Source organism: Streptomyces acidiscabies (assembly GCF_020010905.1).
Classification (GTDB): Bacteria; Actinomycetota; Actinomycetes; order Streptomycetales; family Streptomycetaceae; genus Streptomyces; species Streptomyces acidiscabies.
In genome coordinates this window covers 3,205,199-3,219,689 of sequence record NZ_JAGJBY010000002.1, presented here as the reverse complement: position 1 = coordinate 3,219,689, position 14,491 = coordinate 3,205,199, and the positions used below count along the sequence as shown (strand labels likewise).

Sequence of the window (14,491 nt, the reverse complement as noted above, 5' to 3'; positions counted from 1 at the left end):
GATGGTCGACACCGGCGCGCTCCGGCTGCACGTCCAGCGCATCGGGCCCCGGGGCAGCCGGAGTTCGCGCGGCACCGTCGTACTGGTCCACGGGCTGCTCACCGACAGCCTCGCCAGCTACTACTTCACCGTGGCGCCCTCGTTCGCGGCGGACGGGCTCGATGTGGTCATGTACGACCTGCGCGGCCACGGCCGCAGCGACCGGCCGCCCGGCGGGTACTCCCTCGACGACAACATCACTGATCTGGAAACCCTGTTGGAGCGGCTGAAGGTGACCGGGCCGGTGCATCTGGTGGGCAACTCGTACGGCGGGACGATCGCGTTCGGGTACGCCGTCCGGCATCCGGAGCGGGTCGCGAGTCTCAGTCTGATCGAGTCCGAACCGGCCACGCCCGCCTGGGCGTCGAAGCTCCGCGGCATCCTCGGGCGAGTCGTGCACGAGCTGGCGCACAACGAGTCGGACGCCATCACATGGATCGCCGCGCACCGGGGCCACAACACGGCCCGCCTCGCACGGGGCGCCGCCCGCCTGGCCCGGGAGACGTCGATCGGCCAGGACATCCCCGCCAGCACCGTTCTGACGGACCATCAGATCTCCGCGGTGTCCTGTCCGGTCCTCGCGCTGTACGGCGGCGAGTCCGACGTCGCCGAACTCGCGCCCCTGCTGGAGGGGTTGCTGCCCGACTGCCGGACGGTGATCGTCCCCGGCCACGAGCACTCGATCCTCGTCGAGGCCCCGGCCACGATCGGCGAGCACATCCGGTCGCACATCGCCGGGGCCTGCGCGGCGGTGACGGCCGGGTGAGCGGCTTCCTCTTCGTCGTCCCGCCCTTGACGGGCCACGTCAACCCGGCGGTCGGCGTCGCCGCGCGCCTCGCGGCCCGGGGGCACCGGGTGGCGTGGGTGTGCCCGGACCGGGAGTTGGTGCGGCGGCTGGCGGGGGCGGACGCGGTGGTGTTCGGGTGCGGGGACGAGTTGTCGCGGATCACGCACGCCCAAGCCGCCTCCCACCGCCCGGCCGACGTCCGTGGCCCCGAGGCGCTGAAGTTCCTGTGGGAGCGGTTTCTGCTGCCGCTCGCGGAGGCGATGGCGCCCGGTGTACGGCGGGCCGTGGAGGTGTTCCGCCCCGATGTGGTCGTCGCCGACCAACAGGCGTTCGCGGGAGCCTTGGTGGCGGAGCGGGCCGGGATTCCGTGGGCCACGTCCGCGACGACCACGGCCGAGTTCACGGACCCGCTGGCCGGCCTCCCGAAGGTGCGGGAGTGGATCGACGCCCGGCTCGGCGAGCTGCGGCGGACCGTCGGGAACGCGTCCGAGGGCGCCGACCCCCGGTTCTCCCCGCACCTCGTCATCGGCTTCAGCGCGCCCGAACTCGCCGGTGACGTCGAGGGAGTTCGCTGGGTGGGGCCCTCGGTCACCGGCCGGCCCGACGCCGGAGGATTCCCGTGGGAGTGGCTCGACCCGGACCGCGCGACCGTCCTCGTGAGCCTCGGCACGGCGAACGCCGACGCCGGGGAGCGGTTCCTCGCCGTGTGCCGGGACGTGGCGCGCGAACGGGCGGGGCGGCTGCGGGCGGTGGTGGTCGATCCCGGTGGCGTGCTGGGCGCCGGAACCGACGACAACGTGCTGATCGTGCCGTCCGTCCCGCAGATCGCCTTGCTGGCCAAGGGAGTTGACGCCGTCGTGTGTCACGCGGGGCACAACACCGTGTGCGAGGCGCTCTGGTACGGCGTACCGCTGGTCGTCGCGCCCATCCGGGACGACCAGCCGGTGATCGCCGGGCAGGTCGTGGCCGCCGGGGCCGGGGTGCGGGTGCGGTTCGGGCGGGTCGGCGCGCAGCAGTTGGGGGCGGCGCTGGACGCCGTGCTGGACGAGCCGTCCTACCGTGCGCGGGCCGCGCGGGTGGGGGCGGCGTTCCGGGCGGCCGGGGGCGCGGACGCCGCCGCCGTCCATCTCGAAGAGCTTGCCGAGAGGAGCCGTGCATGAGTGAGGCGAAGGACGAGCGGGAGCGGCGGATCGCCGAGCTGCGACCGCGCTATCAGCGGGACCTGGCGGACGGGACGGAGCGGTTCTTCGCGCCGCGCCGGGCCGACTGCCCCTGGTGCGGCGGGACGTCGCTGCGGACCTGGCTGCGGACCACCGACCTGTTGCAGCGCAAGCCGGGACGGTTCGTGCTCGACCGGTGCGAGACGTGCGGGCACACCTTCCAGAACCCTCAACTGACCGCCGAGGGGCTGGAGTTCTACTATCGGGACTTCTACGACGGGCTCGGCGAGAAGCAGCTCGAGTCCCTCTTCGACGGGAAGCACACGGCGTATCTGGGGCGGGCGCGCTCCATGACCGCGCACGATCCGGCGCCGAAGCGGTGGCTGGACGTCGGGACCGGGCAGGGGCATTTCTGCGCGGCCGTGCGTGACGGGCTCCTGCCGGACACCGTCTTCGACGGGCTCGACTTCACCGAAGGGGCGGAGATCGCCGAGCGGGAGAAGCGCGTGGAGCGCGGTTTCCGGGGCAGTTTCCCCGAGCTGGCCGGTGAACTCTCCGGTCGGTACGACGCGGTGAGCATGTTCCACTACCTGGAGCACACCGCCGACCCCGACCGGGAGCTGCGGGCGGCCGGGCAGGTGGTGCGTCCGGGCGGGCACCTCCTGGTCGAGGTGCCCGACGCGGCGAGCCGGCTGTCGCGGGTGCTCGGGCGGTGGTGGCTGCCGTGGCTCCAGCCGCAGCACCTGCACTTCATGCCGGTCGCCAACCTGCGGGCCCGGCTTGAGGAGTTGGGGTTCACCGTGGTCTCCGAGGAACACGCCGAGCCCCACGCGGCGGTCGACCTGGTGGCCGCCGTCTGGATGGCGCTGGGCCGCGTCTCGCCGCCCGAGAACTCCCCCTGGCTGCCGCGCCCGCCGAGCGCGCTGCGCCGGGCGACCCGAACCGCCGTGTTCCTGGCGGGAATTCCGGCCCTCCTCGCGGCGACGGCCCTGGACCGGATCGCCGTACGCCCGCTGACGCGGCGGTGGCCGGTGTCCAACGCGTACCGGCTGGTCGCGCGCCGGGAGTAGGGCGACCCACGTCGCGGTGGACCTCGGCGAGTTCCTCGGGTGATCCGTCAACCCGTCTGCTCACACGGGGAGTTCGGTGACCCCGAGGGAGAAGTCGAAGTTCCCCACCCCGTGGTTGGCGAGGCCCGCCGTGACCACGCCCGCGCCCTCCAGCCAGTGCGCCATTTTCAGGCCGCCGGCGTCCAGCGGGCGCAGCCCGAGGCTCTTGACGAACGCCTCCACACTCGCCTTGGCCCGCACATCGTCACCGGCGATGAAGATGTCCGGCCGGCCCTTCTCCAGGACGTGGCGGAAGACGGTGTTGAACGCCTTCACCACCCCGGCACCGGCCGGGGCCACCTTGGCGACCTCCTGCGCGATCGAGGTCTCCTCGCGGTGGGCCAGCCCGTCGAACGTGGCGTTGAAGGGGTTGCTGATGTCGACGATGACCTTGCCCGCGAGCGCGTCTCCGTACTGGACGACGGCCGGCACGACGCTGTCGTACAGCAGGGCCACGATGACGAGGTCGCCCGCCGGGGCGGTGCCCCACTCTCCCGTCGTGGCGCCGTCGCCGAGAGCCTTGGCCAGGTCGGTGGCCTTGGCCCGGTCGCGGCCGATGACCTCGACGGTGTTGCCGCCCGCCAGCGCCCGCGCGCCGATGGTGCGGGCCATGTTCCCGGTGCCGATGATGCTGATGCCACTCATGAGATGTCCTGCCCTGGGTATGGGGTGTCGGGTTCAGACAGCGGTGGTGCCGCCGTCGGCGACGAGTTCCATGCCGTTGACGTAGCTGGAGTCGTCGGAGGCGAGGAAGAGGGCGACGGTCGCGATCTCGTCGGGGTGGCCCATCTCGCCGCGCGGGATGAGGGATTCGAACTGGCGCTTGGTGGCCTCGTCGAAGAGTTCTTCCTGTTTGGCGGTGGCGACCTGGCCGGGGGTCAGGACGTTGACGCGGATACGGCGGTCCTTCAGCTCGTTGAGCCAGGTGCGGGCCCAGGCCTGCTGGACGGCCTTGCTGCCGGCGTAGACGCTCCAGCCGGGGTACGCGCCGAGGGAGGCGCTGGAGCCGGTCATGAGGATGGAGCCGCCGTCGTTGAGCAGCGGGAGGGCCTTCTGGACGGTGAACAGGGTGCCGCGGGCGTTGAGCCCGAACCAGGTGTCGAACTGGGCCTCGGTGATCTCGCCGAGCGGGGCGGGCTCGCCGCCGCCGGCGCTGGCCCACAGCACGTCGAGGCTGCCCTTCTCCCGCTTGACGGTGTCGTACAGGCGGTCCAGGTCGGCCAGGTCGGCGGCGTCGCCCCGGACGCCGGTGACGTTGCGGCCGATCTGCCGTACGGCCTCGTCCAGGGCGTCCTGGCGGCGGCCGGTGATGAAGACGTACGCCCCCTCGTCCACGAACAGCTTCGCGCCGGCCAGCGCTAAGCCGGTGGTCGCGCCGGTGATGACCGCGACCTTGCCGTCGAGCTTTCCCATGTCTGCCTCTTTCCGTACGTATCTGGGGTGGCGGTGTTAAGCACACCGACTCGTGTACTTACGGTACGAGGCGGGGGGCTGGGGCGCAACTATGTACACCGGTCGTTACCCTGCTGGGGTACCGTGGGCCCATGACGGAGTTGGAGAAGGGCCCCACAGGGCAGCGACGCGGCCGGGGCGCCCGTGAGCGCATCCTCGGCGCGTCCCGGCGGCTGTTCCGCGAACAGGGGATCAACCGCACCGGGATGGACCAGCTCTGCGCGGCGGCCGAGGTGTCCAAGCGGACGGCCTACCAGCACTTCGCTGGCAAGGACGAACTCGTCGCGGAGTACCTGCGCCTGTTCGACCCCGCCGTCATGCCCGGCGTGTTCGACCGCACGGACCTCACGCCCCGCGAACGACTCCTCGCGGCCTTCGCCGTCCCCCCCGATGCCCCCCTGTGCCCCTACATCGCCGCCGCCGTCGAACTCCACGACCCCCAGCACCCCGCGTCCCAATACGCCCGCGACTACAAAAAAGCCGTCGCCGCACGACTGGCCGACACGGCCCGCGAAGCCGGCGCCACCGCCCCCGAACAACTCGGCGAGCAACTCGCGTTGCTCCTCGACGGCGCGGCGACGCGGACGCGGCTCCTCGACACCGACAGCTTCCCCACTGCCGCCGCCATCGCCGCCGTCCTCATCGACAACGCGATTCCCGCGACGGCTGGCGATGACCGGCGTCGGGAGGAAGCGTCGCGTTGAGTTGGCGCTCTGCGGCCGGTGCTGGAGGTGGAGCTGCCAGGGGTCGGGGTGAGGGCCGAGGAAGGGCGGCACGCGTACGGGCCTCGCGAGCCTCGGGGGCGACAACGACGGCACGGGCGCGGCTGCGAGGGACGCCGTCGTCGGTGAGGATCACATCGCCGGGGTGGGTGAGGACGACATCGGGCTGTACGGCGCGACCAGACGGTCCGTCAACTCCGGTGCAGGCAGCGGGAGATAGCCCCCAGCGTCGTAGAAAAACACCTCGGCACCGAGGACGGCGACGGCACGCTCGGCCTCGCCGCGCCTCAACTCCCCGATCTGGTCATGGGCGTTGCCCTCGCGCCACGCCTTGGCGGACTCGCGGCGCTCGCCGCAGGTAAGACAGGCACCCCTTCGACACCCCTGCGGCACTCGCCGATGCCGACGGCCTCCTCGACCGACACGACCCGCACCCGGGAACCCCGGTTGCGAATCCGCTCGACCAGTCCCCCGTGCTTCGAGGTCGACGAGCGCCGCGCGGAATCGCCTGCCGCAACTGCGCGGGCACGTGCTGTTCGGCCCACTCCCCGGCGCCCGGACCAGCTTCCAGCCCACCCGACCTGCCGACCCGCCCATCCCTCTGCCCCGCCCATCCCCCTAGCCCGTCCAGCCCGCCGACCCATCCAGCCTGCCGACCCGCCGCCCACCCATCTGGCCCACCCAACCCTCTGACCCGTCCACCTCGCCAGCCCACCCAACCCACCGCCCCACCCACCCCACCAACTCCCCCTACCCCCGCCCAACCGGCCCCGTACTCCCCCTCCGCTCCAACACCGGCACAGCCAACCGCACCCGCCCCACCCCCCGCTCCCCCTCCAACCGCGACAACAAGAACCGAGCCGCCTCCCGCCCCACCTCCCGCCCGGCCGGATCCACCGTCGTCAGCCACAGATGCCGCAGCCGGGAAATACTCGTGTTGTCGTACCCCACCACCGACAACTCCCCCGGCACCCGCACCCCCATCTCCTCGGCGGCCGACAACGCCCCCACGCAGGCGATGTCGTTGACGGCGAACACGGCGGTGGGCCGCTCAGCACGGCTCAGCAGCCGCACGGTCGCCCGGTACCCGCCCTCCTCGGTCATATCGCTGGCCTCCACGAGCCCGAGCCCCACCGGATCGACCCCGTGCGCGCGCATGGCCCCCTCGTACCCCTCCCGCCGCAGCTCCCCCACAGCCCCGTACCCGGCGACATGCGCGATCCGCCGGTGCCCGAGCGACAGCAGATGCTCGGTCGCGAGCCGAGCCCCCATCTCGTCGTCGGCGGCGACGACGTCGACCCCCGCCGGCACCGCCTCCCGCGCACCGGCCACGACGACCGGCATACGGCCCGCCACGGCGTCGAGAGCGGTCCCCTCGGGGAAAGTCCCGACGACGACGAGTCCGTCCGCCTGGAGGGCCAGGAACGGATCCGCGAGGTCCTGCCCGACCCGCCGGTTCAGCCGCGCGTCGGCGAGGAGCATGTGCAGCCCGCTCGCGTGCAGCAGCGAGTTGAGCCCGTCCAGCAGATCGACGTACCAGGGGTTGCGCAGGTCGTTCAACAGCACCCCGACCGTACGCGTGCGCTGTTCGCTCAGGCTGCGCGCGGCGGCGTTGGGCCGGTAGCCCAGTTCGCGCATCGCCGCCAGCACGGCCTCCCGCTTCTCGGGCCGGACCTGGGACGCCCCGCGCAGCACGAGGGAGACCAGCGACTTGGACACCCCGGCCCGCTCGGCGACGTCACGGATGGTGGGCGGTCTCATGCGTGGACCGTTCCATCCGCCCGACCCGTTGTCAAAGCCGCACATCAACGCCTCCACCCCGTTGACAGCCCCACTCCACCGGCCCCAAGGTGGCTCGGACAGTTTGTGGACCGGTCCAAACAAAGGGGTTGCCGTGACCGACCTGGGTATCGCCGTCATCGGATTCGGCTGGATGGGCCGTGTCCACACACAGGCGTACGCGCGCGTACCGCACCACTTCCCCGCCCTGACCGTCCGCCCGCGCCTGGTGACCGTCGCCGAGGAGGTCCCCGGCCGCGCGCAGGAGGCCGCCGACCGGTACGGGTTCGCATCGGCCACCCGGGACTGGCGGGACATCGCCGACGACCCGCGCGTGCACGCGGTGAGCATCACCGCCCCGAACTTCCTGCACCGCGAGATCGGCGTGGCGATGGCCGAGGCCGGCAAGCACCTGTGGATCGAGAAGCCGGTCGGGCTCACCTCGCGCGACGCGCGCGCGGTGGCCGACGCGGTGACCAAGGCGGGCGTCCAGGGGACGGTCGGTTTCAACTACCGCAACGCCCCCGCCGTCGAGAAGGCGCGGGACCTCATCGCCTCCGGCGAGCTCGGCAACGTCACCCACGCGCGCGTACGGCTCTTCAGCGACTACGCGGCCCACCCGGACGGCGCGCTCACCTGGCGGTACGAGCGGGAGCGCGGCGGCAGCGGGGTCCTCGGCGACCTCGCCTCGCACGGCGCCGACCTGGCGCGCTTCCTGCTGGGCGACATCGTCTCGCTGACCGCCGACACGGCCGTGTTCGTCCCCGAGAGGGCGCGGCCCACGGGCGCGACGTCGGGCCACGCGCTCGCCTCGGGCGGCGTCCTCGGTCCCGTCGAGAACGAGGACTACGTCAACTGCCTCCTACGGTTCGCCTCGGGCGCGCGCGGGGTGCTCGAAGCGTGCCGGGTGTCCGTCGGCGAGCAGAACAACTACGGGTTCGAGGTGCACGGCACGAAGGGCGCCGTGTTCTGGGACTTCCGCCGCATGAACGAGCTGCGCGTGAGCGTCGGTACGTCGTACCAGGACCAGCCCGTCAGCACGGTGTACGTCGGGCCGGGGGACGGGGAGTTCGCGGCGTTCCAGCCGGGGGCGGCGAACGCGATGGGGTACGACGACCTGAAGGTGATCGAGGCGTACCGTTTCCTCCGGTCTGTCGCCGAGGGGACGGCGTACGGGACCACCCTCGCGGACGCGGTGCGCAGTGCGACGGTGTTGGACGCAATGTCGGAGTCAGCGGCAAGCGGCGTCTGGGTCGCCGTCGGGTCCTAAGGCTGTTGTTCGTCTACTGCGCCGTCGTGGCTGGTCGCGCAGTTCCCCGCGCCCCTAAGTACGTTTCACCGACCCCTGTGGCAAGTTGTACGGCGTTACGACCTGGATCGCCGACGCCACCACCGCCCCCGTCGGCGGCAACGCCCCATGCGCCCGCATCACCGTCTGACACGCATCCCGCATGTCCTGCCGCAGATCGTGATGCAGCACCGCGGAGATCCGCTGCTCCCGCAGCAACCGCATGTTGTCCTGATCCAGATCGTGCGCGACGAACACCGCGCACTCCCGCCCGAGATCCGCGAACGCCCGCAGCGTCGCGTTGTTGCCGCCGCCGATGGAGTACACGGCACGGATCTCCGTGTCCTTCTCCAGCGCGGCCCGCACCAGTTCGTACTGTGTCGCGTCCAGCCCCTGCCCCTCGGTGATCTCAACCAGCACGCGCGCGGGATGACGCGCCCGCATCACGCTGCGGAACCCCATCTCCCGCTCCTCCTCGTTGCGGAACGACCCGCTGCTGATGCTGGTCAGGACGTTCCCGGGCCGTTCGCCGAGCCACTGCCCCATCAGGTAGGCGGCGGTGGCGCCGGCGGCGCGGTTGTCGATGCCGACGTACGCCAGGCGCGCGCTCGCGGGCAGGTCGGTGACGAGGGTGACGACGGGGATGCCCGCGTCGACGAGGCGGCCGACCGCGTCGGTGACCTCGGGCGCGTCGGGGGCCTTGAGGATGACGCCCTGGGAGCCGCGCCGGGCGATGCGTTCCAGGGCGGTGACCGTCTCGCGCGCCGGGCCGGTCTCACGGAAGTGGAAACGGGAGCGGAGGACCGCCGGGTGCAGGGCGGGGAGTTCGGCCTCCAGGGCGGCGCGTACGGCCGTCGTGAACCGTTCGGGCGCCTGCATGACGATGTCCAGCATGAAGGTCCGTCCGACCAGCCGGACCTGCGTGCGCTGCCGGTCGAGGTCGGCGATGGCCCGCCGTACCTCCTGCTCGGTGGAGGCGCGCACGCCTCCGCGCCCGTTCAGCACGCGGTCGACGGTGGCCTCGCTGAGCCCCGCCTGGCGGGCGATCTCGCGGATCGGGAAGGGGTGGCCCACAGCTGACTCCTAAGACCTCACCGGCACCGGATTCTTGAAGGGTTTTTGATGGCCCACTGCCGGTTGTTCGAGGGGTTTGTACTGACAACAATGACAGAGCCGCAGCACCACGTGTCCCGAGTCGCCCTCCTGTGCACCGAAAGGACGAGGATGTCCTTCACTCCCGAAGCCCCCGCGCCTGCCGCCTGGCTCACCGACCAGGACTGCGACCTGGACGCCTTCCGCGCGCTCGTCGAGCGCACCACCGACGCGACCGACTACCCGCGCGCGCGTGCGGTCGAGGACAACGTCCTCGTGTACGACAGCGAGGACCTCCCTGAGGGCCCCGAGCTGGTGCGCGCGCTCACCGACGGCCCCGGCATCGTCCTGTTCCGCCGCGCCTTCCCCGACCCGGCGGTCGTCGACCGGCTGACCTCGGTGTTCGACGCCCTCATCAACGAGCAGCACGCGGCGGAGGCCCCGGCGGGCGACCACTTCGCGAAGCCGGGCGCCAACGAACGCGTGTGGAACGCGCTGGAGAAGGCGGCCCTGTACGACCCGGCCGCGTTCGCCGACTACTACGCGAACCCCGTCGTCGCCCTGGTCTCGGGCGCCTGGCTGGGCCCCGGCTACCAGGTCACCTCGCAGGTCAATGTCGTCAACCCGGGCGGGGCCGCGCAGACCGCGCACCGCGACTACCACCTGGGGTTCCTGTCGGCGTCGGCCGTCGCCGCGTACCCGGAGCACGTACATCGCCTGTCGACCGTCCTCACCCTCCAGGGCGCGGTCGCGCACTGCGACATGCCGGTGGAGTCGGGGCCGACGCTCTATCTGCCGTACTCGCAGCAATACACCCCCGGGTATCTGGCGTGGCACCGGCCGGAGTTCCAGGCGTACTTCAAGGAGCGGCACGTCCAGCTGCCGTTGGCCAAGGGTGACGCGGTGTTCTTCAACCCGGCGGTGTTCCACGCGGCCGGCACCAACCGCACCCTCGACGTACGGCGGGTCGCGAACCTCCTCCAGGTGTCGTCGCCGTTCGGGCGGGCCATGGAGACCGTCGACCGGGAGGCGGTCGCGAACGCCGTCTACCCGGCGCTCCTCCAGCACGCCGACGACCCCGGGTGGGTGGAGCGGGTGATCGCCGCGAGCGCCGAGGGCTACGCCTTCCCCACCAACCTCGACCGCGATCCGCCGGTCGACGGCATGGCCCCGCCCTCGCAGGCCGACGTCGTGCGGCGCGCGCTCGCCGAGGGCTGGACCACCCGTGCGCTGCGTGACGCGCTGCGGGCCGGCGCCGTACGGCGCGAGAGCTGAAAGGACCGGCATGACACTCCTCAAGGACAAAGTCGTCCTCGTCAACGGCGGCAGCCAGGGCGTGGGGGCGGCGATCGCGCGGGCGGCCGTGCGGGAGGGCGCGAAGGTCGCCGTGACCGGCCGCCGCCCGGAGGCGGGCGAGGCGCTGGTGGCCGAGCTGGGCGAGGGCGCGCTGTACGTGCGCGCGGACCTCTCCGACGCCGGTCAGGCGAAGGCGGCGGTGGGTACGGTCGTCGACGTGTACGGCCGGGTCGACTGCCTCGTCAACTCGGCGGGCCTCACCTCGCGCGGGACGCTCCTCGACACGACGCCCGAGCTGTTCGACGCGCACATCGCGATCAACCTCAAGGGGCCGTTCTTCGCGATGCAGGCGGCCGTCGCCGACATGGTGTCGCGGGGCGAGCCCGGCACGGTCGTCAACATCATCACCTCGTCGGCGCACGGGGGCCAGCCGTTCCTGGCGCCGTACGTCGCCGCCAAGGCGGGGCTCATCGGGCTCACCCGCAACGCCGCGCACGCGCACCGGTGGGACCGGGTCCGGATCAACGGGCTGAACATCGGCTGGACGGCCACGGAGGGCGAGGACGCGACCCAGCGGGCCTTCCACGGGGCCGAGGACGGGTGGCTCGCGGAGGCGTCCGCGAAGCTGCCGATGGGCAAGCTGGGCCAGCCCGACGAGATCGCCGACTTCGTGGTCCTGCTGCTGTCCGAGCGGTCGGGCGTGGTGACCGGTTCGGTGATCGACTGGGACCAGAACGTGCTCGGCGGCCTCGACTAGACCTCCCTGTCATTTCTTCGCACCACCCCCTCTAGGAGCTGCACCCCCATGCGCATCGGAATCCTCGGCCTCGGCCGCATCGGCGCCTTCCACGCCGAGACCCTCTCGAAACTCGACGCCGTCGACTCCCTCGTCGTCACCGACCCCTTCGCCGAGGCCGCGAAGGCCGCCGCCGAGAAGTTCGGCGCGCAGGTCGTCGACTCGCCCGAGGCGCTGCTCGCGGCGGGCGTGGACGGCATCGTCGTGGCCGCCGCGACCGACGCGCACCCGGCGCTGATCCGCGCGGGCGTCGAGGCCGGCATCCCCGTCTTCTGCGAGAAGCCGGTCGCGAAGACGATGGCCGAGGGCGTCGAGGTCCTCAAGGCCGTCCAGGGCAGCGGCGTACCCATCCAGATCGGCTACAACCGCCGTTTCGACGCCGGTTTCGTCGCGGCGCGCACGGCCGTCCTGGCGGGTGAACTCGGCACCCTCCACACGGTCCGCTCGACGACCCTCGACCCGGCGCCGCCGCCCGCCGCGTACGTCGCCGCGTCCGGCGGCATCTTCCGCGACTGCTCGGTCCACGACTTCGACATCATCCGCTGGGTGACGGGCCGCGAGGTCACGGAGGTGTACGCGGTCGGCGGCAACCGGGGCGCCGACTACATCAAGGCCGCGGGCGACGCCGACACGACGGGCGCGGTCCTCACCCTGGACGACGGCACGATCGCGGTCGTCTCCAACTCCCGCCACAACGGCCGCGGTTACGACGTCCGCATGGAGATCCACGGCTTCACGGACTCGATCGCGGTCGGCCTGGAGGACAAACTCCCGCTCCGCTCGGTGGAACCCGGCGTCACGTTCCCGTCCGGCACCCCGCACGACTTCTTCATGGACCGCTTCACGGAGGCGTACCGAGCCGAACTCACCGCCTTCACCGAGGTGGTAGCGGGCACCCGCCCGTCCCCCTGCACGATCGAGGACGCCTTGGAGGCGGGCTGGATCGCGGAGGCGTGCACGCTGTCGCTGCACGAGCACCGTCCGGTGACGATCGCGGAGGTACGGGGGGCCTGAGGCGCGACGCGCGCTGTGCCGTACGACGGGGTGGTGGTCGTACAGCACCGTGCGCCGCCCCCACCTCGGGACGCCCTGGCGCCCTCTGCCATCCTCACCTCCATGCCCACCCCCATCACCCCCGCCCGCATCACCGACCTCCACGAAGTCCTCGCCGACCACCCCCGCTACTGGGGCGAGCGCGACCTCCGTTCGCTCCATCTCCGCGCCCTGGTCCAGGAGTTCCCCGAGACCTGTCTCGTGGCCCGTACGGCAGACGGCATCCATGGGTACCTGCTCGGTTTCGTCACGCCGACAGGTACCGGGTACGTCCATGTCGTCGCCGTGCGGGACGATGCGCGGGGGACGGGGCTGGGGCGGGAGTTGTACGGGGCGTTCGGCGAGGCGGCTCGGGCGCAAGGTGCCGTGCGGTTGAAGGCGATCACCAGTACGGGCAACGCGGGGTCGATCGCGTTCCACCGGGCGTTGGGGTTCAGCGTGGCCGTGGTCGCGGATTACAACGGGCCCGGCGAGGACATGGCCGTGTTCACCCGCCCGCTCCCCTGACCCGGGGAAGCCGTCGCAGCGCGAACACGCCGAGGGCGACGTGGAGCAGCCCCGCGACGAGGACCGCCGCATGGAACCCGGCGACGAACGCCGCCTTCCCGGCGGACCCGAACTCGGCTGCTCCGTCGGCGAGTTCGCCCGCCCCCTCAAGGCGGTATACGAACGCCGCCAGCGACCCGAGCAGCGCGATGCCGAGGGCGTTGCCGATCTCGTTGGCGGTCTCGGCGATCGCGGCTGCCGAACCGGCGCGTTCGACGGGGACGGCGGCGATGGCCGTGTCGGCGACGATGCTGAACGAGATCCCGTAACCGACCCCGGCGACGACCGTGGCCGGCACGTACCACCCGAGACCCCCGGTGGCGGCCAGCATCAACACCCCTGCCGCGACAAGGAAATGGCAGGCGACGAGCGCCGCCCGGCTCCCGATCCGCTCCACGACCGAAGGCGTGACGACACAGGTCACCGTCAGAACGACCGCCCCCGGCAGCGCGGCCAACGCCGCCTCCATGAACGTGAGTTCGAGAACCCGCTGTAGGTACACCCCGCCGAGATAGGCCGACGCGGACCACGCGGCCAACGGCAGGAACCCGGTGACGGCGGCGACCGCGAAGACCCGGTCCCGGAACAGCCGGACGTCGATCAGCGGTTCGTCCAGCCGGAGTTGGCGCCGCACGAACCAGACGAGCAGAAAGACACCCCCGGCTCCCGTGACCGCCCCGACCGCGTCCGGCCCGTCGGCGGCGAACCGCTTGACTGCATGGACGCTCGACAGGATCCCGACGGCGGACGACACGACGCTGAGCAGATCCACACGCCCGCCCCGCCCACCCCGCACCTCGCGCAGAGTGACCGGCGCCAGCGCCAGAAACACCACGACCACAGGCAGGTTGACCAGGAACACCGACCCCCACCAGAACCCGCTGAGCAGCCACCCCCCGACGACCGGCCCCACCGCGAACCCGCCCGCGAAGGCCGCCGCGAACACCCCGACCGCCCGCGACCGCTCCCGGGGATCGGCGAACAGCTCACTCACCACGGCCAGCGCCGACGGCAGCAAGGTCGCCCCGGCCGCCCCCATCAACGCCCGGAAGACGATGAGGAGTTCGGCGCTGGGCGCGAACGCGGCCCCCACGGACGCCGCCCCGAACACGGCCGCCCCCGCCTGAAGCAGCCGCAGCCGCCCGTACCGGTCCCCGACACTCCCGAACGCGACGAGCAGCGACCCGACGGCGAACCCGTACACGTCCAGGATCCACAACGCCTGCCCGGCACTCGGCGCCAGCGCCTCGGTCACCTCCGGCATCGCCAGAAACAGCACGGCCCCGTCCATCGACACCAGCACCACGGGCCCCAGCACGACACCCAGCCCGACCCAGGCCCGCGAACGGACCGACAAACCAACAGAGTTCAT

General features: G+C 72.1%; 15 protein-coding genes and 1 pseudogene. 9 read left to right on the top strand and 7 right to left on the bottom strand.

Going from position 1 to position 14,491, the window contains the following annotated elements; translation table 11 throughout:
* Position 1: 1 nt before the first annotated feature.
* Genes J8M50_RS40755 through J8M50_RS40745 form a run of 3 tightly spaced genes read left to right on the top strand, consistent with a single transcriptional unit; the run spans position 2 to position 3,056 of the window.
* Positions 2-805, top strand: a complete 804-nt coding sequence (locus J8M50_RS40755; RefSeq protein WP_010356773.1) for an alpha/beta fold hydrolase — start codon at positions 2-4, stop codon at positions 803-805.
* A complete protein-coding gene (locus tag J8M50_RS40750) occupies positions 802-1,986 on the top strand; it encodes a glycosyltransferase (protein ID WP_010356772.1) in 1,185 nt (394 codons plus the stop codon). Before J8M50_RS40755 ends, J8M50_RS40750 begins: the two co-directional genes overlap by 4 nt.
* Positions 1,983-3,056, top strand: coding sequence for a class I SAM-dependent methyltransferase (locus J8M50_RS40745; protein ID WP_010356771.1), 1,074 nt, complete (start codon positions 1,983-1,985; stop codon positions 3,054-3,056). The genes J8M50_RS40750 and J8M50_RS40745 overlap by 4 nt, the downstream gene beginning before the upstream one ends.
* A 60-nt stretch (positions 3,057-3,116) precedes the next feature.
* Here the strand turns inward: J8M50_RS40745 and J8M50_RS40740 are convergent, their stop codons facing one another.
* Together J8M50_RS40740 and J8M50_RS40735 are read right to left on the bottom strand one after the other, a co-directional pair.
* Positions 3,117-3,740, bottom strand: coding sequence for an NADPH-dependent F420 reductase (locus J8M50_RS40740; protein WP_010356770.1), 624 nt, complete (start codon positions 3,738-3,740; stop codon positions 3,117-3,119).
* Between the two features lie 33 nt (positions 3,741-3,773).
* Entirely contained in the window at positions 3,774-4,508 is a 735-nt protein-coding gene (locus J8M50_RS40735; RefSeq protein ID WP_010356769.1) for an SDR family NAD(P)-dependent oxidoreductase, read from the bottom strand.
* Between the two features lie 131 nt (positions 4,509-4,639).
* Here J8M50_RS40735 and J8M50_RS40730 point away from each other — a divergent pair, with 131 nt between their 5' ends.
* Positions 4,640-5,251, top strand: a complete 612-nt coding sequence (locus J8M50_RS40730; RefSeq protein WP_010356768.1) for a TetR/AcrR family transcriptional regulator — start codon at positions 4,640-4,642, stop codon at positions 5,249-5,251.
* A gap of 150 nt (positions 5,252-5,401) precedes the next feature.
* On the opposite strand, the gene J8M50_RS40725 is transcribed toward J8M50_RS40730, so the two are convergent.
* The 3 genes and pseudogenes from J8M50_RS40725 to J8M50_RS40715 all read right to left on the bottom strand — a co-directional run bounded on the left by J8M50_RS40725 (position 5,402) and on the right by J8M50_RS40715 (position 7,030).
* Positions 5,402-5,662: a PIG-L deacetylase family protein gene (locus J8M50_RS40725; RefSeq protein ID WP_010356767.1), complete on the bottom strand. Its 261-nt coding sequence runs from the start codon at positions 5,660-5,662 to the stop codon at positions 5,402-5,404.
* Positions 5,608-5,798: pseudogene (locus J8M50_RS40720) on the bottom strand (GntR family transcriptional regulator); the annotation flags it as partial. The gene J8M50_RS40725 and the pseudogene J8M50_RS40720, both read right to left, overlap by 55 nt.
* A gap of 221 nt (positions 5,799-6,019) precedes the next feature.
* A complete protein-coding gene (locus tag J8M50_RS40715) occupies positions 6,020-7,030 on the bottom strand; it encodes a LacI family DNA-binding transcriptional regulator (protein ID WP_010356766.1) in 1,011 nt (336 codons plus the stop codon).
* A 133-nt stretch (positions 7,031-7,163) separates the two neighbouring features.
* Here J8M50_RS40715 and J8M50_RS40710 point away from each other — a divergent pair, with 133 nt between their 5' ends.
* Positions 7,164-8,318: a Gfo/Idh/MocA family protein gene (locus J8M50_RS40710; RefSeq protein WP_010356765.1), complete on the top strand. Its 1,155-nt coding sequence runs from the start codon at positions 7,164-7,166 to the stop codon at positions 8,316-8,318.
* Positions 8,319-8,372: 54 nt separating this feature from the next.
* On the opposite strand, the gene J8M50_RS40705 is transcribed toward J8M50_RS40710, so the two are convergent.
* Positions 8,373-9,410: a LacI family DNA-binding transcriptional regulator gene (locus J8M50_RS40705; protein WP_010356764.1), complete on the bottom strand. Its 1,038-nt coding sequence runs from the start codon at positions 9,408-9,410 to the stop codon at positions 8,373-8,375.
* 150 nt (positions 9,411-9,560) lie between these two features.
* Here J8M50_RS40705 and J8M50_RS40700 point away from each other — a divergent pair, with 150 nt between their 5' ends.
* The 4 genes from J8M50_RS40700 to J8M50_RS40685 all read left to right on the top strand — a co-directional run bounded on the left by J8M50_RS40700 (position 9,561) and on the right by J8M50_RS40685 (position 13,080).
* On the top strand, positions 9,561-10,703 hold the full coding sequence (locus J8M50_RS40700) for a phytanoyl-CoA dioxygenase family protein (protein WP_010356763.1): 1,143 nt from the start codon (positions 9,561-9,563) through the stop codon (positions 10,701-10,703).
* A gap of 10 nt (positions 10,704-10,713) precedes the next feature.
* Positions 10,714-11,481, top strand: a complete 768-nt coding sequence (locus J8M50_RS40695; RefSeq protein WP_010356762.1) for an SDR family oxidoreductase — start codon at positions 10,714-10,716, stop codon at positions 11,479-11,481.
* Positions 11,482-11,529: 48 nt separating this feature from the next.
* Positions 11,530-12,534 (top strand): Gfo/Idh/MocA family protein, encoded by a 1,005-nt coding sequence (locus J8M50_RS40690; protein WP_010356761.1) that lies wholly within the window; start codon positions 11,530-11,532, stop codon positions 12,532-12,534.
* 102 nt (positions 12,535-12,636) lie between these two features.
* A complete protein-coding gene (locus J8M50_RS40685) occupies positions 12,637-13,080 on the top strand; it encodes a GNAT family N-acetyltransferase (protein ID WP_050987322.1) in 444 nt (147 codons plus the stop codon).
* On the opposite strand, the gene J8M50_RS40680 is transcribed toward J8M50_RS40685, so the two are convergent.
* Positions 13,061-14,491, bottom strand: a complete 1,431-nt coding sequence (locus J8M50_RS40680) for an MFS transporter (protein ID WP_029184255.1) — start codon at positions 14,489-14,491, stop codon at positions 13,061-13,063. The genes J8M50_RS40685 and J8M50_RS40680 overlap by 20 nt on opposite strands.

Bases quoted from the DNA above. Each gene is read 5' to 3' on its own strand.
- J8M50_RS40755 (WP_010356773.1), top strand. From the start codon at position 2: ATGGTCGACACCGGCGCGCTCCGGCTGCACGTCCAGCGCATCGGGCCC.
- J8M50_RS40745 (WP_010356771.1), top strand. From the start codon at position 1,983: ATGAGTGAGGCGAAGGACGAGCGGGAGCGGCGGATCGCCGAGCTGCGA.
- J8M50_RS40740 (WP_010356770.1), bottom strand. From the start codon at position 3,740: ATGAGTGGCATCAGCATCATCGGCACCGGGAACATGGCCCGCACCATC.
- J8M50_RS40735 (WP_010356769.1), bottom strand. From the start codon at position 4,508: ATGGGAAAGCTCGACGGCAAGGTCGCGGTCATCACCGGCGCGACCACC.
- J8M50_RS40730 (WP_010356768.1), top strand. From the start codon at position 4,640: ATGACGGAGTTGGAGAAGGGCCCCACAGGGCAGCGACGCGGCCGGGGC.
- J8M50_RS40715 (WP_010356766.1), bottom strand. From the start codon at position 7,030: ATGAGACCGCCCACCATCCGTGACGTCGCCGAGCGGGCCGGGGTGTCC.
- J8M50_RS40700 (WP_010356763.1), top strand. From the start codon at position 9,561: ATGTCCTTCACTCCCGAAGCCCCCGCGCCTGCCGCCTGGCTCACCGAC.
- J8M50_RS40695 (WP_010356762.1), top strand. From the start codon at position 10,714: ATGACACTCCTCAAGGACAAAGTCGTCCTCGTCAACGGCGGCAGCCAG.
- J8M50_RS40690 (WP_010356761.1), top strand. From the start codon at position 11,530: ATGCGCATCGGAATCCTCGGCCTCGGCCGCATCGGCGCCTTCCACGCC.
- J8M50_RS40685 (WP_050987322.1), top strand. From the start codon at position 12,637: ATGCCCACCCCCATCACCCCCGCCCGCATCACCGACCTCCACGAAGTC.
- J8M50_RS40680 (WP_029184255.1), bottom strand. From the start codon at position 14,491: ATGAACTCTGTTGGTTTGTCGGTCCGTTCGCGGGCCTGGGTCGGGCTG.